This is a genomic window from Geobacter pickeringii (genome assembly GCF_000817955.1).
In the GTDB taxonomy this organism is placed as follows: Bacteria; Desulfobacterota; Desulfuromonadia; order Geobacterales; family Geobacteraceae; genus Geobacter; species Geobacter pickeringii.
On sequence record NZ_CP009788.1, the window covers coordinates 1,384,471 to 1,401,273 of the forward strand.

At 57.9% G+C, this 16,803-nt stretch carries 16 protein-coding genes and 2 tRNA genes; 17 read left to right on the plus strand and 1 reads right to left on the minus strand.

Going from position 1 to position 16,803, the window contains the following annotated elements:
* Window positions 1-171 precede the first annotated feature (171 nt).
* The 8 genes from GPICK_RS17285 (at window position 172) to rsmA (ending at window position 9,518) form a co-directional block, all read left to right on the plus strand.
* Window positions 172-2,034 (plus strand): Ig-like domain-containing protein, encoded by a 1,863-nt coding sequence (locus GPICK_RS17285; protein WP_039741405.1) that lies wholly within the window; start codon window positions 172-174, stop codon window positions 2,032-2,034.
* 229 nt (window positions 2,035-2,263) lie between these two features.
* Entirely contained in the window at window positions 2,264-3,322 is a 1,059-nt protein-coding gene (locus GPICK_RS06260) for a sensor domain-containing diguanylate cyclase (RefSeq protein ID WP_039741408.1), read from the plus strand.
* Entirely contained in the window at window positions 3,319-4,737 is a 1,419-nt protein-coding gene (locus GPICK_RS06265) for a right-handed parallel beta-helix repeat-containing protein (RefSeq protein WP_039741409.1), read from the plus strand. Before GPICK_RS06260 ends, GPICK_RS06265 begins: the two co-directional genes overlap by 4 nt.
* Before the next feature lie 24 nt (window positions 4,738-4,761).
* Complete coding sequence (locus GPICK_RS06270) at window positions 4,762-5,913, plus strand: aminotransferase class V-fold PLP-dependent enzyme (protein ID WP_039741411.1); 1,152 nt, start codon at window positions 4,762-4,764, stop codon at window positions 5,911-5,913.
* A 19-nt stretch (window positions 5,914-5,932) separates the two neighbouring features.
* Window positions 5,933-6,202 (plus strand): hypothetical protein, encoded by a 270-nt coding sequence (locus GPICK_RS06275; RefSeq protein ID WP_039741413.1) that lies wholly within the window; start codon window positions 5,933-5,935, stop codon window positions 6,200-6,202.
* Between the two features lie 144 nt (window positions 6,203-6,346).
* The gene (locus tag GPICK_RS06280; RefSeq protein ID WP_039741416.1) at window positions 6,347-7,666 is read left to right on the plus strand and encodes a PhoH family protein; all 1,320 of its coding nucleotides are present in this window, start codon (window positions 6,347-6,349) and stop codon (window positions 7,664-7,666) included.
* The gene (tsaD, locus tag GPICK_RS06285) at window positions 7,666-8,691 is read left to right on the plus strand and encodes a tRNA (adenosine(37)-N6)-threonylcarbamoyltransferase complex transferase subunit TsaD (protein ID WP_039741417.1); all 1,026 of its coding nucleotides are present in this window, start codon (window positions 7,666-7,668) and stop codon (window positions 8,689-8,691) included. The genes GPICK_RS06280 and tsaD overlap by 1 nt, the downstream gene beginning before the upstream one ends.
* Window positions 8,688-9,518: a 16S rRNA (adenine(1518)-N(6)/adenine(1519)-N(6))-dimethyltransferase RsmA gene (gene rsmA / locus GPICK_RS06290; RefSeq protein ID WP_039741419.1), complete on the plus strand. Its 831-nt coding sequence runs from the start codon at window positions 8,688-8,690 to the stop codon at window positions 9,516-9,518. Before tsaD ends, rsmA begins: the two co-directional genes overlap by 4 nt.
* A 61-nt stretch (window positions 9,519-9,579) precedes the next feature.
* Here the strand turns inward: rsmA and GPICK_RS06295 are convergent, their stop codons facing one another.
* On the minus strand, window positions 9,580-10,077 hold the full coding sequence (locus GPICK_RS06295) for a MucR family transcriptional regulator (RefSeq protein WP_039741421.1): 498 nt from the start codon (window positions 10,075-10,077) through the stop codon (window positions 9,580-9,582).
* 174 nt (window positions 10,078-10,251) lie between these two features.
* Here GPICK_RS06295 and GPICK_RS06300 point away from each other — a divergent pair, with 174 nt between their 5' ends.
* The 9 genes from GPICK_RS06300 (at window position 10,252) to GPICK_RS06335 (ending at window position 16,776) form a co-directional block, all read left to right on the plus strand.
* Window positions 10,252-10,455: a 4Fe-4S dicluster domain-containing protein gene (locus GPICK_RS06300; protein WP_039741423.1), complete on the plus strand. Its 204-nt coding sequence runs from the start codon at window positions 10,252-10,254 to the stop codon at window positions 10,453-10,455.
* 111 nt (window positions 10,456-10,566) lie between these two features.
* Window positions 10,567-11,622, plus strand: a complete 1,056-nt coding sequence (locus GPICK_RS06305) for a 3-methyl-2-oxobutanoate dehydrogenase subunit VorB (RefSeq protein ID WP_039741426.1) — start codon at window positions 10,567-10,569, stop codon at window positions 11,620-11,622.
* A gap of 86 nt (window positions 11,623-11,708) precedes the next feature.
* Window positions 11,709-12,452 (plus strand): thiamine pyrophosphate-dependent enzyme, encoded by a 744-nt coding sequence (locus GPICK_RS06310; protein WP_039741428.1) that lies wholly within the window; start codon window positions 11,709-11,711, stop codon window positions 12,450-12,452.
* 34 nt (window positions 12,453-12,486) lie between these two features.
* Window positions 12,487-13,023, plus strand: a complete 537-nt coding sequence (locus GPICK_RS06315) for a 2-oxoacid:acceptor oxidoreductase family protein (protein ID WP_039741430.1) — start codon at window positions 12,487-12,489, stop codon at window positions 13,021-13,023.
* Window positions 13,024-13,103: 80 nt separating this feature from the next.
* A tRNA-Gln gene (locus GPICK_RS06320) sits at window positions 13,104-13,178 on the plus strand.
* A 72-nt stretch (window positions 13,179-13,250) separates the two neighbouring features.
* Window positions 13,251-13,325 (plus strand) — tRNA-Glu (locus GPICK_RS06325).
* Between the two features lie 817 nt (window positions 13,326-14,142).
* Entirely contained in the window at window positions 14,143-14,301 is a 159-nt protein-coding gene (locus GPICK_RS16880) for a type II toxin-antitoxin system HicA family toxin (protein WP_236685697.1), read from the plus strand.
* A 445-nt stretch (window positions 14,302-14,746) separates the two neighbouring features.
* Window positions 14,747-15,679, plus strand: a complete 933-nt coding sequence (locus tag GPICK_RS18020; protein ID WP_084201356.1) for a WxcM-like domain-containing protein — start codon at window positions 14,747-14,749, stop codon at window positions 15,677-15,679.
* Window positions 15,676-16,776 carry a DegT/DnrJ/EryC1/StrS family aminotransferase gene (locus tag GPICK_RS06335; RefSeq protein ID WP_039741432.1) on the plus strand — a complete coding sequence of 367 codons (1,101 nt, stop codon included), beginning with the start codon at window positions 15,676-15,678 and terminating at the stop codon, window positions 16,774-16,776. Before GPICK_RS18020 ends, GPICK_RS06335 begins: the two co-directional genes overlap by 4 nt.
* The last annotated feature ends 27 nt before the right edge of the window (window positions 16,777-16,803 follow it).

Sequence of the window (16,803 nt, forward strand, 5' to 3'; positions counted from 1 at the left end):
TCTTGACAATACCCCCGTTGTCGATACTCTTTTGATGACGATGAAAATTATTTTATGTAGCTGCACTCTCCGATTTTACAACGATCTGAAATCGAAGCCTGCCTAAATTGCCGTGGCATCAATGTTGCGTATGTAGCCGTCAGCCACCAGCCATCATGAAGGAGGTAGCAAATGAAGCTCAAAAACCTATCTTTATTCGGGATCCTGTCTGTCCTTGCATTCGTCATCGCCGGATGCGGCGGGGGCGGCGGAGGGGGTGGAGGTGGGGGAGGACCAACGGGAACGGTGGTGAGTGGCGTTGCCTCTAAGGGGTTTATTAGCGGAGCAACGGTCAAGGTCTTCGAGATTATATCGAGCCACAATCCGGCCAAGTCTCGTGTAGCTACCACGCCACTGGGGCAGACCACGACCGGTGGTGATGGTTTCTATGCCGTTAATATTGGCGGTGTCACGAACAAGTCCCTGCTTGCCGAGGTTTCTGGTGGAACTTACCGTGATGAAGCGACCGGCACCACCAGAAACCTTGTCGACCAGTTCCCGAGCGGCTTAAGGGCGGTTTTCGGCAATATCTCCGGCGTCGTCAAGCGTACCGGCGGAATGACGATGAACGTCACGCCCTTTACCGAGATGGCGTACAAGGATGTCACCTCGGGAGGGACGCGGCCTGATAACGGCAAGATCGCCGCTTCCAACGCGAAGATCGCCACGGCCTTTTTCGGTTCGCCCGCGTTCGACATAATTCAGACGCGTCCGGTCGACATCACCAGTGCCGTCTCCTACCGCGCGGGGACTGCGGCTCAGCAAACCTATGCGTTGCAATTGGCCACTCTCTCCCAGTATCAGGCCGCCGTCGGGGCGGGGCAAACTCTTGACACCATAGCCACCGCTCTGCTGGGTAGTATCGATCCTGTGACCGGCCAGCTTCCCACAAATACCCAAACAGCCCTTAGCAGCGCAACCTATTCGTTCCTGATAAACCCTCTTAACACCAACAGCGCGACGCAGGATCCCAATGCGACCAACGCCAACCCGAATCTTCCCGCAACAATAACCGTTGCCGCCCAGGTTACAACTGCATCCATCAGTACTGACCTGGTTGCGATAACTGTAACGGTGAAAAACAAGGCGGGCACTGCAGTTCCTGCCGGTACGCCGGTCAGCTTCACGATAGCTTCGGGGACAGGGACGCTTTCCGCTACAAGCGCGACCACCGACGCTAATGGCGTGGCGACCGTCAACCTTTCAAGCACCGTGGTCAATGCCGTCGCCGTCAACGCCACATCCGTTGCCGTTTCAACAGCAACTCCCGTTACGGTCAACTTTGTCAACCCGAACGCTCCCCGGAGCATGACCGTCACCTCTTCGGCCCCTGCAGCGTTCCTGAATGGTTCTCTCACTCTGAGTGCCAATGTGACGCGCGCAGCCGGTGGTCCGGTTCCCGATGGCACGGCGGTAACCTTTGCGGTGACATCAGGAACGGGTACTCTCGGTACTCCTACGACTACCGTGGGTGGTGTTGCGACGGTGACCCTCACGAGCGCCGTCGCGGGCGCGGTGACGGTCACGGCCACGGCTGGGACCGTTGCGACTCCTGTTTCCGTCAATTTCGTGACCAAGCCGACCACGGCGACCGTCAAAGTAGCCACCAGCGGTACCCTGCCCGTTGGGACCAAAATAGGGACGGTGACAGCCAGTTTGCTGTACCCTGCCGCTAAAGTGGTTTCTTCCTCAATCAGTGGGGTTGCCTCAGGAGTTGGTACACCTGGAGCTCCTCTTAATGTGTTTTTCCTGGCGACTCCAGATCCGACTTCGGTGTTGTTACTGTGGACAGATTTGAATAATGTAGGTATAGGAACTGGTGAATTTGCTACCGTGACTTTTAGCATTAGTAGTTCAATTACCCCTGATACAATTCCTACTGCTGCAGATTTCAGTATTGCTCCGAATGCTCTTGTGGGAGACACTACCGTTTCTGCTGCAACCATAAATGGCATGTCGGTAATCATTCCACCCAATGGGGTCACTATCCGATGATGACGATTTGAAAATCGATTTGAGATTATTTATCGCGGGGGGCAATTGCCCCCCTATTTTGTTTGCCCGCTAATTTAGCGCGGTATTTGTATTGCCTTCTCTTAATGCCATTCCTAACGCAGATGCTACTTGGGTATTCCCTTAGAATATCCTGCGAGTCGGGAAAAATTTACATCCCCCCTCAGTTTGTGGTAAAAAGGGCAATTCTCCATGTTCAGGACCGACTCCCATGCCACGCTGCCCCAAAAGCACGATAGAGAATCTTGAAGCCGAAGTGCGCGCCCTGCGCGACCTGATCGAGGTCGCTAGTGCGGTGGGATCCACTCTCGACCTCGATTCGGTGCTTCACTCCATTCTGACCAGCGCCATGCGCTTCGCCGAAACCCCCGCAGGGAGCATCGCCCTCTATGACGGCGTCCGTGGCGAGCTGACACTCCATGCCCACAAGGGGCTCACGGCCGACTTCGTCAGAACCGAACGGTGGGGTGTCCATGGCGGCGGGTTGACGGAGCGGGTGCTCACCTGCGGCGAAATCCTTTTCGTCAACGATACGGCCGAAACCACCTTCTTTACCAATCCCATTGCCCTTAAAGAGGGGATACGTTCCCTTATCTGCATCCCCCTCAAGGTCCAGAGCAGGACCGTCGGCATCCTTTACCTGGATGATTTTGTCCCGCGCGATTTCGACCGCAAACGGATGGAACTGCTGGGGGTCCTCGCGTCTTTTGCCGCCATGGCTATCGAGAATGCCCAGCTTCACGAGCGCACGCGACTCATGGCCATCACTGATGCCCTGACCGGGCTCTACAACCATCGCTATTTCCAACAGATTTTCAGCCGCGAGCTGAACCGTGCCAAGCGTTACGAAAAACCGTTCTCCATCATCATGATGGATGTGGATGACTTCAAGAAATTCAACGACGCCTACGGTCATCCCCACGGCGACAAGGTGCTTGCGGCCATGGGGGACATCCTGGTCGAAGCGTTGAGGGATTCCGATATGGCGTTCCGGTACGGCGGCGAGGAGTTTATCGTCCTCCTCCCCGAAACCGATTTCCCCAATGCCTACCAGGTGGCGGAACGCCTTCGCGAACTGGTGGAGCGAAAGAGCGTGTTGATTCTGAAAGGGGTGGCTTCCCATGGCGTCACGGTGAGCGTCGGCGTCGCCTGCTATCCGCGCGACGGCGAGACCCGGGGCGAGCTGCTCAAGGGGGTCGACGACCTCATGTACCGGGCCAAGGAGTTTGGCAAGAACCGGGTTTACTACCGGGAGGGGGCTGGGGAGTGAGGCATCTTCGTGGCAGCAGCATCGGCGGCAGGAGAGGAGGATTGCTCATCATTTCCTGCGCAGCGGTTCTCTTCTCCGGTTGCGGAATGCTCCACGGCCTGTGGGGGAAGGGGGCCGTGGCTCCACCGGCACCCACCAAAATCGAAGGACCTGCCGAGAAGGGGGCACGTCCCGTTTTCCCCCCCGTGGTTTCCTCCTCTGTTGCCTCGCCGAAACAGGCGGCCCAGAACGATAGCCCGCAGCACGGTCTCTCGCCGACCACACCTCCCGCCCCGGCGTCCGAGACGGCGGCTGCTCCGCAGGCGAAGCCGTTCCGCGCGCCGGAACGGGCACCGCTTCCCGGCGCCACTCGCATCGCTCCTCCGGTTGCCGTGTCGCCGAACGTCCCTGTATATCGCGATACGGTCCTCACTGAAGATACGGTATGGCGGGGAGAGGTGGTTGTGGAGGGAAGCGTAACGGTTTCGCCCCAGACGACCCTGACGGTGGAGCCGGGCGCAGTGGTCCGTTTCCGGCGTACTTCGGCCGGGATTGGCGCGGGGCCGCTCCTGCTCGTACAGGGCCGTCTCGTGGCCCGGGGGAGCGCCGATTCCCCGGTGCGCTTTACCTCGTTCTTCCCCGAGCCCCAGGCGGGCGACTGGGAAGGAATAGTCCTTCTCGGGAGCGAGAAGAAGAACGCTCTCGAACATACCCGGATCGAAGGTGCTGCCGTCGGCATCGATGCCCTTTACTCCACGCTTTCCGTGCGGGATGGCGGCATTTACTCCTGCGGTACCGGCGGCAGGTTTCAGGACAGTATCGTCAGTGTCAGCGGTGGGGAGGTGGCGGGCTGCGATGTCGGCGTGGAGTTTGCGGAATCCGAGGCCGACATCCGCGATGCCTCGTTTGGGCGAAACCGCGCGGGGATCGTGCTGCGTGGCGGATCGCTCAATCTCGAAGGAGTGAGCGCTGCCGCCAACGACCGCTTCGGTCTGGCCGCCGTGGGGGGGAGGATCAGGGTTGAACGCAGCATCTTCGACCGCAACGGAACCGGCCTCGTCCTGGATGGCTGCGAAGGAGGGGTCTCCCGGGGGAGAATGGCGGGGAACCGTGAGTTCGGCATCGTTTTGACCCGTTCGCGGGTGAAAGTGGTGGCCAACGAGATTGCGGACAACGAGGCCGTGGGGTTGCGGGTTGATGACGGCAAAGGGGTTGCATGGGGAAACGTCTTTGCTCGTAACGGACGATACGACCTCTACAATGCCGGTTCGGAAGAGTTCAGGGCCATGGCCAACTGGTGGGGAGAAGACTCTCCCGTAGCCGTCGGGAAGAGGGTGTTCGGCGCGGCCGACGAGCCTGGCCGGGGGCGGGTGCTCCTGGCTCCCGTGCTCCGTGTGAAGCCCCTGTTGCCGGCCTTGAATTACGTTGCCAAATAGTGGTCGCCATGCTAGGTTTCACTCATGTCGCTTTATCTTGACAACGCGGCCACTTCATATCCGAAGCCCGATGCGGTCTACGATGCGGTGAATCACGCCCTCCGGGAGATCGGCGTCGGACCGGGGAGAGGGGTGCACCGGCGCGGGATGGCGGCCACGCGGCTCGTATTCGAAGCCCGGGAAGCCGTCGCCGCCCTCTTCGGCATTGCGGACTCATCCCGGGTAGTCTTTACCCACAGTGCCACGGAAGCTCTCAATCTCGCCCTCTTCGGCCTCCTGCTCCCCGGCGACCATGTCGTGACGACCACCATGGAGCACAACTCCCTGGTCCGACCGCTTCATCTCCTGCAGGCTCGAGGCGTTGAGGTGACCTGGGTCGAGGCTGACCGCCGCGGCTCCGTGACCCCTGCCCAGATAGCCGCAGCCCTTCGCCCCGAGACGAAACTCGTTGCCCTCTCGCACTGTTCCAACGTGACCGGCTCTGTCCAGCCCATTGGCGAAATTGGCCGCGCGACCCGCAGCGCCGGGGCGCACTTTCTCGTGGATGCCGCCCAGAGTGCTGGGATGATGCCGATCGATGCGCCGGCACTGGGGATCGACCTTTTGGCCGCTCCCGGCCACAAGGGGCTTCTGGGACCCCAGGGGACCGGCATCCTCTACGTTGCGGAGGGGGTTGAGCTCGCTCCCCTCATGGTCGGGGGAACCGGAGGATTCTCCGCGGGGCCGGAGCAACCGGATGCCATGCCCGAGAGGCTTGAAAGCGGAACTCTCGATACTCCCGGAATTGCCGGCCTCAAGGCGGGGGTCGAATTCATCCGCGATGTCGGAATTGATGTGGTCGCGGCGAAGGAACAGCGGCTCATCGCATCCATCGTGGAAGGCCTTGCCGCCATGGCGGGGGTAACCTGTCACGGTCCCGTGCCGGGCGAACCGCGGGGCGGGGTGGCGAGCTTCACCGTTGCCGGGATGGATTCCCAGGAAATCGGGTTTCGGCTTGACCGCGAGTACGACATCAGCGTCAGGGTCGGCCTTCACTGCGCCCCCGACGCGCACCGCACCATCGGCACCTTTCCCGGTGGTACGGTGCGGGTGAGCCCGGGCTATTTCACCTCTGACCGTGACGTCGAGGAGTTCCTCGCCGCCCTGGGGGAGATCGTCGGCAGAAAACAGCCATAGTTCGCTTCAGGAGATCGCCATGAAAACGCGTATTGTGGGAGTGCTTTTCCTCGTGATGGTTGTCCTTGCCGGCTGTTCGCTCCCGCCGGAAAAGGCGGTGACCAAGGATGAACTCTACGCAACCGGCATCTACAACTTCTACACCATCAGGGAATCGCCCGAGAGCGTGCTGGCTGCCCTCAACCGGGAGGGCGAGGTGATCCTCGACGCCAAATACCGCGACCGGCCGGTCTACATCAAGATCCTCGCGCTTTCATCGGGGCTTCAGGTTCACGTCATCGACAGGTAGCACTTCAGAATCGCAGTCAGCAGGACCTCAGAGGGAACGGCGACCGTGACGCGGACGCTGCCACCGCGGCACAGAAGCGGGGGAGCGCGTCTCCCGTCGCCGTATCCGTACTGAGGCAATCCACCCCACGGCGGTTACACTATCATGAAAAATTTCGTGCTCGACACCAACGTCCTTCTCTACGATCCCCAGGCACTGTTCAAGTTCGAGGAACACAACCTCATCATTCCGATCACGGTCATCGAAGAGGTGGACCGATTCAAGAAGGATATGAACGAGACGGGGCGCAACGCCCGCCAGGTCTCGCGCTATCTTGACGAACTGCGCAAGCAGGGGTCGCTTTCGGCCGGCATCAGCCTCGAGAGCGGCGGGACGCTACGCGTCGAGATGTATGAAGAGAAGTTCATGAAAAACCTCCCCCCCGAACTGCGGGAGGAGCGCGGGGATAACCGGATCCTTGCCGTTGCCATGCGGGTAAAGGAGCAGGACGGTGCAATTCCCATCATCTTTGTCACCAAGGACACGAACCTCAGGATCAAGGCGGACGCCCTCGGCATTACGGCGGAGGATTACGAGTCGGACAAGGTCGACATCCAGGAGCTCTACTCCGGCTGTTCGGAGTTCGACGTTGCGTCGGACCTGGTCGACCGCTTCCACGGCCAGGGGTGGGTGGGGATCAACGGCTACCAGCTGTATCCGAACCAGTGCGTAACCCTGCGGGATGAAACCAATCCTTCCCACACCGCCTCCGGTAAGTATCGGGCCGACGACGGCAAGATCATCCCGCTGCATAAGGTGGCGAAGGATGGCATCTGGAGCATCTTCCCCCGCAACCGCGAGCAGGCCTTTGCCTTCGACCTCCTCCTGGACGACTCGGTGAAGCTGGTCACCCTCGTGGGGAAGGCGGGAACCGGCAAGACGCTGCTGGCCATTGCCGCGGGGCTCCAGAAGACCGCCGAAGAGAATGTCTACAACCGGCTGCTGGTCTCCCGTCCCGTTTTCCCCATGGGGCGGGACCTGGGATTTCTCCCCGGCGACATCGAGGAGAAGCTCACCCCCTGGATGCAGCCGATCTTCGACAACGTGGAGCTCCTCCTTTCCGGGCACGAGGCCGAGAAGCGCCACAGCAAGGGGTACAAGGAGCTGATGGCCATGGGGATCCTGGATATCGAGCCGCTGACCTACATCCGTGGCCGCTCGATCCCGCTGCAGTACATGATCGTCGACGAGGCCCAGAACCTGACCCCCCACGAGATCAAGACCATCATCACCCGGGCGGGGGAGGGGACGAAGATCGTTCTCACCGGCGACCCGTACCAGATCGACAACCCCTACGTCGATTCCGCCTCCAACGGCCTGACCTACGTGGTGGAGCGGTTCAAGGAGCAGTCCATCTCCGGGCACGTCACCATGACCAAGGGCGAACGCTCCGAACTGGCAGAACTGGCGGCGAATCTGCTGTAATGCTGCTGTTATCCATAGAGACATCCTGCGATGAAACCGCTGCGGCAGTGGTCCGTGACGGGAGAACGATCCTGTCGAACGTGGTCGCCACCCAGATCAGGGATCACGCCGAGTACGGCGGGGTCGTCCCCGAAATTGCCTCCCGCAAGCACTTGGAAATGATACCGGTGGTGATCGCCGAGGCCCTGCGCGGCGCTGACGTGTCGATCGACGGGATCGAGGGGGTCGCGGTGACCCAGGGGCCCGGCCTTGCCGGCGCGCTCCTCGTCGGCATCTCCCTCGCCAAGGCGATTGCCTTTGCGCGGGGGATTCCGATCGTCGGGGTCAACCATATCGAGGGGCACCTTTCGGCCATCTTCCTCGAGCGGCCGGTAGAGTTCCCCTTTGTCGCCCTCGCCGTTTCGGGAGGTCATACCCACCTCTACCGCGTGGATGGCATCGGCCGGTACACGACCCTTGGCCAGACCCTTGACGACGCGGCCGGCGAGGCCTTCGACAAGGTTGCCAAGCTCCTGGGGCTCCCCTATCCGGGGGGCGTCGAGGTCGACCGCCTCGCCGCTGCCGGCGATCCCGAGCGGATACCCTTTCCTCGCCCCCTTCTCCACGATGGCAGTTACAATTTCAGCTTCAGCGGGCTGAAAACGGCGGTCCTTACCCATCTCAAGAAACATCCCGATTATTCATCCGAACAGAATCTGCGCGATATCTGCGCCTCGTTCCAGCGGGCCGTCTGCGACGTTCTCGTGGCTAAGACCTTCCAGGCGGCGGAGGCTGCCGGCGTCGAGCGGGTGGTCATGGCGGGGGGGGTGGCGTGCAACAGCGCGCTCCGACGGGCGATGACGGCCGCCGCAGCGCGGCGGGGGATGGAGCTCTCGATTCCTGCGCCGCCTCTCTGCAGCGACAATGCCGCCATGATCGCCGTCCCCGGCGACTATTACCTGACACGGGGGATACGGGGCGATCTTTCCCTCGACGCCCTGGTTTCGTGGCCCCTCGATACCCTGAAGACGAGGTTTGCATCATGAGAGGAGAGGGGATTCGCGCCAGAAAATCGCTCGGCCAGAACTTTCTCACGGACCGCAACATCCTGGTACGCATTGCCGGCCTGGTCTCAGCCGGTCCCGATGACCGCATTCTGGAGATCGGCCCCGGCAAGGGAGCCCTTACCGCACTGCTGGCCGGGAACGGGGCGCAGCTCGTGGCGGTGGAGCTCGACACCCGGCTCGTCCCGCTCCTCAGGGAGGCGTACCGGGAGAACCCGCAGGTGGAGATAGTCCACGGTGACATCCTGGAGATCGACCTTCCCGCACTCCTGGCCCCTTACGGAGACGGGGTGTGGCAGGTGGCGGCCAATCTCCCCTACAACATCTCGACCCCGGTGCTCTTTCTGCTGCTCGACAACCGCAGGCTCTTCTCGCGACTGGTCCTCATGCTGCAGAAAGAGGTCGGAGACCGGTTGGCGGCGCATCCGGGGAGCAAGGATTACGGCGTTCTTTCGGTCCTCTTCCAGCTTCACTTCGACATCGTGCGCGAGCTGATCGTACGTCCCGGTTCATTCCACCCGGTGCCTAAGGTGGATTCGGCAGTCCTGAGTTTTGTGCCGCTGGATACGCCCCGGGTTGCCGTGGGGGATGAGGCGTTTTTTCGCCGTGTGGTGAAAGGTGCTTTTTCAATGCGCCGCAAGACCCTGTGGAACTGCCTGAGGGGGGCCGGATTGGGGGTCACGGACGAGGGGGTCGCCGCGGCACTGGCGCAGTGCGGGATCGAAGCGGGACGACGTGGTGAGACCCTCGGACTTGAGGAATTCGCCCAGCTTGCAAACGCCCTGCTGGCGAAGCGGGATGAGCAATAAAAAACGCCGCCCGCTGATGGAACAGGGGCGGCGTTTCTTGTCATAACGACCGAACTTACCGTTATGCCTTCTTCTTGCGGACGGCTTTCGGTTTGGCTGCCTTTTCGGGGGTAGCTGCCTTTTTTTCCTGGATTTTCGCCATCCGTACGGCGCGGGCCTTGGCGAGATTGTCGGCGAGACCCCGGTCGCGGGCCATCTGCTTCCGGGCCTCGGAGAATTTCTTGGCCGTAAGCGGCTGGGTGCTCGGGATGCCGAACTGTTTCCGGTACTCGCCCGGCTTCATGTCATGCACCTGTGCCAGGTGACGGGTGAGGGTCTTCATCCCCCCCTTGCCGCAGATCATGCAGACGACCTGGTCAGCCTGGAATGCCTTCTTGAGCGTGACGGCCGGGCCTTTTGCTTCCTCTGCCGGCGCCGCTTCCGCACTCCCTCCCTCAAGACCCTGCAGGGTGGTGAAAACTTTCTGAATCTCCTGAACCAATTCGTCAGTAGAAAGCTCTGACACAGCTGCATGTGAAGATACAATGCCTGCAGTCAGTTCCAGTAATGTCGATGCCATTCGCTCCTCCTTTTGATAATAACAGTTAGGTAAACATCCTTTGTTCATATTTAACGACATAACTTCATAAAATCAAGCGGTAAATGCATTTTTTGCAATTGACTCACTGATAAATATTTTGTTACGGTTAGCCAGTGGCTGTAAACGGCGACTATTTTGAGAGGATGTTCACGTATGGCACGTATCGAAATAGATGAATCACGGTGCAAGGGATGCGGTCTCTGCACCCTCGCCTGTTCGCGTAAGCTTGTCGTCATGAGTAGCACTCTTAACAAACAGGGCTATGTCACTGCGATCATGACCAGTCAGGAGCAGTGCACCGGCTGCGCCCTCTGCGCCGAGATATGTCCTGATGTTGCCATAACGGTTTTTAAGTAAACCGTGTGCCAATGATGGTTCTGCTGCATCCTTGCCGGATATGCTCGTCATTGATCTCAATCTGGTGCAGACCCTGTTCCTGCTTGACCGATTCACCCTCCGGAGGACCTTTTGACAAAGCGATTGTTTATGAAGGGCAACGAGGCCCTGGCAATGGCCGCCATTGAGGCCGGATGCCGTTACTACTTCGGTTATCCTATCACCCCCCAGAGCGATATCCCTGAATACATGTCCCGTGAGCTTCCCCGCCTGGGAGGAGAGTTTGTTCAGGCAGAGAGCGAGGTTGCATCGATCAATATGCTTCTCGGTGCTTCCGCCACCGGTGCGCGGGCCATGACCTCGTCGTCCAGCCCCGGCATCTCCCTCAAACAGGAGGGGATTTCCTACATGGCCGGAGCCGAGCTACCGGGAGTCATCGTCAATATCTGCCGCTCCGGTCCGGGGCTCGGCGGCATCGACGCGTCCCAGGCCGACTATTTTCAGGCGGTGAAGGGAGGGGGGCACGGCGGCTATCACATCATCGTCCTTGCTCCCTCGTCGGTGCAGGAGATGTATGATCTGACCATGCTCGCCTTCGATCTCTCGGACCAGTACCGGATTCCCGCCATGGTATTCGGCGACTCCGTCGTCGGTCAGATGAAGGAGTCGTTTGTCCCCCATCCACGCCCTGCACGGGAGCTGCCGCCGAAGGAATGGGTCGTGCGTGGCCGGCAGCATGGCGAGCAGCGGGTGGTCAAGTCGCTCTATCTGGGGGATGGCGAACTGGAGGCCCACAACTGGAAGCTCCACGCCCGGTACGGCGAACTCAAGGAGAAGGAATCCCGCTGGGAGTCCTTTCTCGTTGAGGATGCGGAGCTTGTCGTCGCCGCCTTCGGTTCCGCGGCCCGCATCGCCAAAAGCGCGGTCATGGCGGCCCGCGAGCGGGGGCTGAGGGTCGGCCTCCTTCGCCCGATCACGCTCTTCCCCTTTCCTGAGCAGGCGTTTCGGGCGGTCACCGCCCGCTGCAAGAAGGTCCTCGACGTTGAGCTGAACGCCGGCCAGATGGTTGAGGATGTACGCCTCTCCGTGACGTGCGGCACTGAGGTCTTCTTTTACGGCCGGCCTCCGGGGGCCGGCTCGTTGCCTACGCCCGAGGAGCTTCTGGGGCAGATCGAAAAATATTATTAGGGAAGAGGTTCTGGGGCGGAATGCTATTCCGTTATGTTCCCTCATCTCTCGTATCCCTTGTCCATCACCCGTGTTGAGGTTCTTTTATGCAGCAGGTCTTCAGGAAACCGGTCAGTCTTAAAGACATTCAGACCCATTTCTGCCCGGGGTGCCACCATGGCACCTTTCACCGCCTCGTCGCCGAAGCGATGGATGAGTTCGGCGTCCAGGGGCGCACCATCGGGGTCGCGTCGGTGGGGTGTTCGGTCTTTCTTTACGGCTATTTTGATATCGACGTGGTCGAAGCTCCCCACGGTCGGGCGCCTGCGGTCGCCACGGGGGTGAAGCGGGCCCGCCCCGATTCGTTCGTCTTCACCTACCAGGGTGATGGTGACCTGGCCGCCATTGGTACGGCGGAGATCATCCACGCCGCAAATCGCGGCGAGGACATCACCGTCGTCTTCGTCAACAACACCACCTACGGCATGACCGGCGGCCAGATGGCGCCCACCACCCTCGTGGGGCAGAAGACCTCTACCTCACCCTACGGCAGGAATGCGGGCAAAGACGGTTCTCCCATCCGGATGGCGGAGCTCCTTGCCCAGCTCGAAGGGGTTGCTTTCTCGGCACGGGTGGCGGTCAACACCCCCAGGAACCTCATGGATGCCAAAAAGCAGATCAAGAAAGCATTCCGCTACCAGGTGGAAGGGAAGGGCTTCTCGTTTATCGAGGCGCTCTCCTCCTGTCCGACCAACTGGGGAATGGACCCCCTCGCGGCGAACGAGCGGGTGGGGACCGAGATGTGCGGCTACTTCCCGCTTGGGGTTTTTAAGAATACCGCCGCGATTTAGTGTGCTGCGAGTTTATCGCGAAAGGGCTTTTGCAATGCGTCATGACGTCTTTATAGCGGGATTCGGAGGGCAGGGGGTTCTCCTGGCGGGAAACCTGCTCTGCTATGCAGCGATTATCGAAGGCAAGAATGTCTCGTTCTTCCCTTCCTATGGCGTAGAAAAGCGCGGTGGAGCCGCCATGTGTACCGTCGTCATTGCCGACGATGAGGTCGGTTCGCCGGTGGTGGGCAACCCGTCGGTGGCCCTCGTGCTGAATCAGGCTTCCTTCGACAAGTTTGCCACCAGGATCAAGGCTGGCGGTCTCTGCATTGTCAACAGCTCCCTCATCGACGTTGCCGGTCTCACCCGCACCGACATCGAGGTAATTGCTATCCCGATGAACGATATCGCCGTGGAGCTGGGCGACCCGCGGATGGTCAATATGGTGGCCGTTGGCGCCTACGCCGCCAAGACGGGAGCCGTTGCCGTCGGCACCCTTGAAGAAGCGCTCCGGCAAACCCTGCCGGAACGTAACCACCGGTTTATCCCTGCGAATGTCAGGGCGATCGAGGTCGGTGCCGGGCGCGTCTGAATCCTTAAGTAAATTTTTCTGGGTAATGCAATTAAAGTGCTTGACCCTGAAAAATGTGTATGGTACAAAGTCCTTCTAATTGGGGTGTAGCCAAGCGGTAAGGCACCGGATTTTGATTCCGGCATTCCAAGGTTCGAATCCTTGCACCCCAGCCATGCATTATTCACGAAGAAGGGTAGTTGGTGTGAGGATACAGTCGCTCCTTTCTCGTTCTGAAAAAAATTTACGGTCCCATCGTCTAGTGGTTAGGACACCGGCCTTTCACGTCGGTAACAGGGGTTCAAGTCCCCTTGGGATCACCATTAAAGCGGCAACTCTTCTTTCGAAGGGTTGCCGCTTTTCGTTTGTCTGCACTCGATGATTCTGGTAAATATGAGGTGGTCCCCCCTAATCTTGTCTTGAATGAAAGTGTGTGGACTTCAAATCTCAGCGTCGATACGCCAGGGGGTTAGTGGAGCGTAGGGCAGTTGAAAGGACGTTTTTTGCGATGAGGATATCGGAAGAGGAGCAGCAGGCAATCCTGAATGTCATTACCAAGTTCGATCAGCGATCAAGCTCGTAGATATACTCGACCTGGATGAACCGCCTGAAACGATCCGGGATGCCATCAACAGGGCAGAGAAAAAAGGGCTGATAACCTCAGCGCTCAAGTTTGTCGAGGTTCGGAAGTTGCGGAACAGGATTGCCCATGAATATGCCGAATCGGATTGGGATGTGATCGGTGTATACGCGGAAGTGCTTGAAACGGTGCCTCTTTTGTTTGACAGTGTCGAACGTATCATCTCATATAGCCGGAAGTTTTTACCTCGATGCTTTGAGTCCGTTCAGAATATCGGGCAAGGGGAACGCCATGAAACGCATGATTCAGATTCGTATCGAGAAACTGCCTGAAGGGGTGTATCTGGCGACGTCTGATGCCATTCAGGGGCTCGTTGCCCAAGGTCATACCGTCAGTTGAGACATTGGAAATCGCTCGTGACGTTGCACGACGCTTGATTGAAACGCAGACGGAACGAAGAAAGACCATAAAGCTGAACCCCATCAGAAAAAGTTTTGATCTGAAATTGGTAGTCGGAAACTGATATGGGACGACTGTCGGGATTTCGTTAACGTGAGATTATCAAACGTCTCAAGTCCTTCGGTTTCGTTTTCGATCGACAGGCGGCAGGGGGTCACGAGATTTGGTACAACCCTGATAAAGACAGGTACACGACGATCCCAAATCACGCCGGCGACATGCCTGAAGGGACCCTCAGGGCGATACTGAAAGATTCCTGAAGATTTTTTGAAAACAGACAAGTAAGGTGAGGCAGTTATTTACCAAGTGAAGTGTGAAGGGGGAGCTTTGAATTGTCGAGGCGATTAAACTTTGGTTACAGTCCTTCATTAAAAGAGGCCTGTCACCCTGCGTTCTTCCGGAAGCCTCAGTGTTGTCGAGCAGGGTAGAATGAAGAGGGGGGAGTTAGTCAACAAGTTAACAACGTCCCCTTGGAACCCCTAGGCAAAGTGATGCTCCCCCGTATCCATCCCTGCTACTCCGGCAGCAAATGCGTGCCAGGTTGCCATGCTGGGCCATGTCCTCTACTACGACGCGAGGGCGGGCATCGTTTTCCACAAGACCCCGTGACCACTGCTTGAGTGGAACAATTGTTAGGTACTTCGGATTGAACAGTTACTTTATGGGACCGGCTTTCCGGTGCCATGATCAGTCCTGGAGGTAGAGATGAACTATTTTATGCATGACAAGGCGTTGGTCGAGTCAAAGAACATAGGCGACAACACCCGCATCTGGGCCTTCACCCACGTACTACCGGGAGCCAAAGTCGGAGCAGAATGCAACATCTGCGACTCCGTCTTTATCGAAAACGATGTCGTCCTTGGCGACCGGGTCACCGTCAAATGCGGAGTGCAGCTCTGGGACGGCGTGGTGCTTGAGGACGATGTATTTGTCGGCCCCAATGCCACCTTCACCAACGACCTCTTCCCCCGCAGCAAGGTCTATCCTGAAAAATTTAGCCGTACCTTGGTACGCAAAGGGGCCTCCATAGGAGCTAATGCCACAATTCTTTCTGGTATTACTATCGGTATTAACGCAATGGTTGGGGCTGGCGCGGTGGTAACAAAAGATGTTCCTTCAAACGCAATAGTAGTTGGTAATCCTGCCAGAATAACTGGCTATGTTTCATCTAAAAGTCTCGCTAATATTATTCCTTCACCAGAATCCAAAATAACTACTCATGAACAAGGGGCTGTTTCTGGCGTTCGTAGAATATCACTCCCCCTTATTCCTGACTTACGCGGGTCACTATCTTTTGCAGAGGTAGGGCAATTGCTCCCTTTTGAGCCAAAACGATACTTCATCGTTTTTGATGTTAAGAGCAAAGAAGTACGTGGTGAACATGCGCACCGCAAATGCCAACAATTTCTTGTTTGTATCAAAGGTAGTTGCGCAGTGGTTGTTGATGACAGTAAGTTTAGAGAGGAATATCAGCTTAGTCAGCCGAATTTAGGTATTTACCTTCCTCCAATGGTCTGGGGAATTCAGTACAAATATTCTCGCGATGCGGTACTATTGGTTTTTGCATCTGACACCTATGACCCGGAAGATTACATTCGTGATTATGACGAGTTTCTTTCTTTGGTTGCTGACAAATGACCATACCTTTCCTCGACCTAAAATCGCCTTATGTTGAACTCAAAGATGAACTTGACGTTGCTTATCGTCGTGTGATGGAGTCTGGCTGGTACATCCTGGGAAAGGAAGTCGAGGCGTTCGAAGTTGAGTTTGCCACATATTGCGAAACCAAGAATTGCATAGGTGTTGCCAATGGACTAGAAGCACTGCAGTTGATAGTCAGGGCTTATGATATAGGCGCGGGAGATGAGGTGATTGTCCCGGCAAATACCTATATTGCAACCTGGTTGGCTGTTGCCCACGCCGGAGCGATGCCTGTTGCCGTCGAACCGGATGAACGCACCTACGACATTAATCCTGCCAAGATCGAACAAGCAATCACATCAAAGACAAAAGCTATTCTGGTGGTTCATCTATACGGGCAGCCGGCAGATATGGACCCAATCAATATCCTGGCCCGTAAACATGGACTTAAGGTTATTGAGGATTGTGCCCAGGCACATGGGGCGCGTTACAAAGGTCGCAAAGTGGGGAGTCTTGGTGATGCCGCTGGCTTCAGTTTTTATCCCGGTAAAAACCTTGGAGCAATCGGCGATGGCGGTGCCGTTACTACCAATGACCCAGATTTGGCAGATCGAATCAGAGTGCTTCGCAATTACGGCTCACGCATCAAGTATCATAACGAAGTTATCGGCTACAACACGCGACTGGATGAGCTTCAGGCAGCCCTGTTACGGGTAAAGTTGTCAAGGCTTAACGAATGGAATGAACGTCGTAAAGAGATAGCCCAAACCTATCTTCAACAACTGAATGATATTCAGAGCCTGACTTTACCTTTTGTGCCAGAATGGGCCGAACACGTCTGGCATTTATTTGTGATTCGCCATCCTGAACGTGATTTATTACAACAAAAATTGGCAGATGCAGGTGTTGGCACTATGATCCATTATCCCATCCCTCCGCACCTGCAGCCGGCTTGCGCGCATCTGGGGCTTGCCGAAGGGGCGTTCCCCTTGACCGAGGCGATTCACCGCGAGGTGTTGAGCCTACCTATGGGGCCGCATCTCTTGCCGTCGCAGGTCCAGACCGTTATAAATACGGTGGGGCGGTGCCTGTGAGAGCTATCTACCGGCTGTTACTTGTTG

Bases quoted from the DNA above. Each gene is read 5' to 3' on its own strand.
- GPICK_RS17285 (WP_039741405.1), top strand. From the start codon at position 172: ATGAAGCTCAAAAACCTATCTTTATTCGGGATCCTGTCTGTCCTTGCA.
- GPICK_RS06260 (WP_039741408.1), top strand. From the start codon at position 2,264: ATGCCACGCTGCCCCAAAAGCACGATAGAGAATCTTGAAGCCGAAGTG.
- GPICK_RS06270 (WP_039741411.1), top strand. From the start codon at position 4,762: ATGTCGCTTTATCTTGACAACGCGGCCACTTCATATCCGAAGCCCGAT.
- GPICK_RS06275 (WP_039741413.1), top strand. From the start codon at position 5,933: ATGAAAACGCGTATTGTGGGAGTGCTTTTCCTCGTGATGGTTGTCCTT.
- GPICK_RS06280 (WP_039741416.1), top strand. From the start codon at position 6,347: ATGAAAAATTTCGTGCTCGACACCAACGTCCTTCTCTACGATCCCCAG.
- tsaD (WP_039741417.1), top strand. From the start codon at position 7,666: ATGCTGCTGTTATCCATAGAGACATCCTGCGATGAAACCGCTGCGGCA.
- rsmA (WP_039741419.1), top strand. From the start codon at position 8,688: ATGAGAGGAGAGGGGATTCGCGCCAGAAAATCGCTCGGCCAGAACTTT.
- GPICK_RS06295 (WP_039741421.1), bottom strand. From the start codon at position 10,077: ATGGCATCGACATTACTGGAACTGACTGCAGGCATTGTATCTTCACAT.
- GPICK_RS06300 (WP_039741423.1), top strand. From the start codon at position 10,252: ATGGCACGTATCGAAATAGATGAATCACGGTGCAAGGGATGCGGTCTC.
- GPICK_RS06310 (WP_039741428.1), top strand. From the start codon at position 11,709: ATGCAGCAGGTCTTCAGGAAACCGGTCAGTCTTAAAGACATTCAGACC.
- GPICK_RS06315 (WP_039741430.1), top strand. From the start codon at position 12,487: ATGCGTCATGACGTCTTTATAGCGGGATTCGGAGGGCAGGGGGTTCTC.
- GPICK_RS18020 (WP_084201356.1), top strand. From the start codon at position 14,747: ATGAACTATTTTATGCATGACAAGGCGTTGGTCGAGTCAAAGAACATA.
- GPICK_RS06335 (WP_039741432.1), top strand. From the start codon at position 15,676: ATGACCATACCTTTCCTCGACCTAAAATCGCCTTATGTTGAACTCAAA.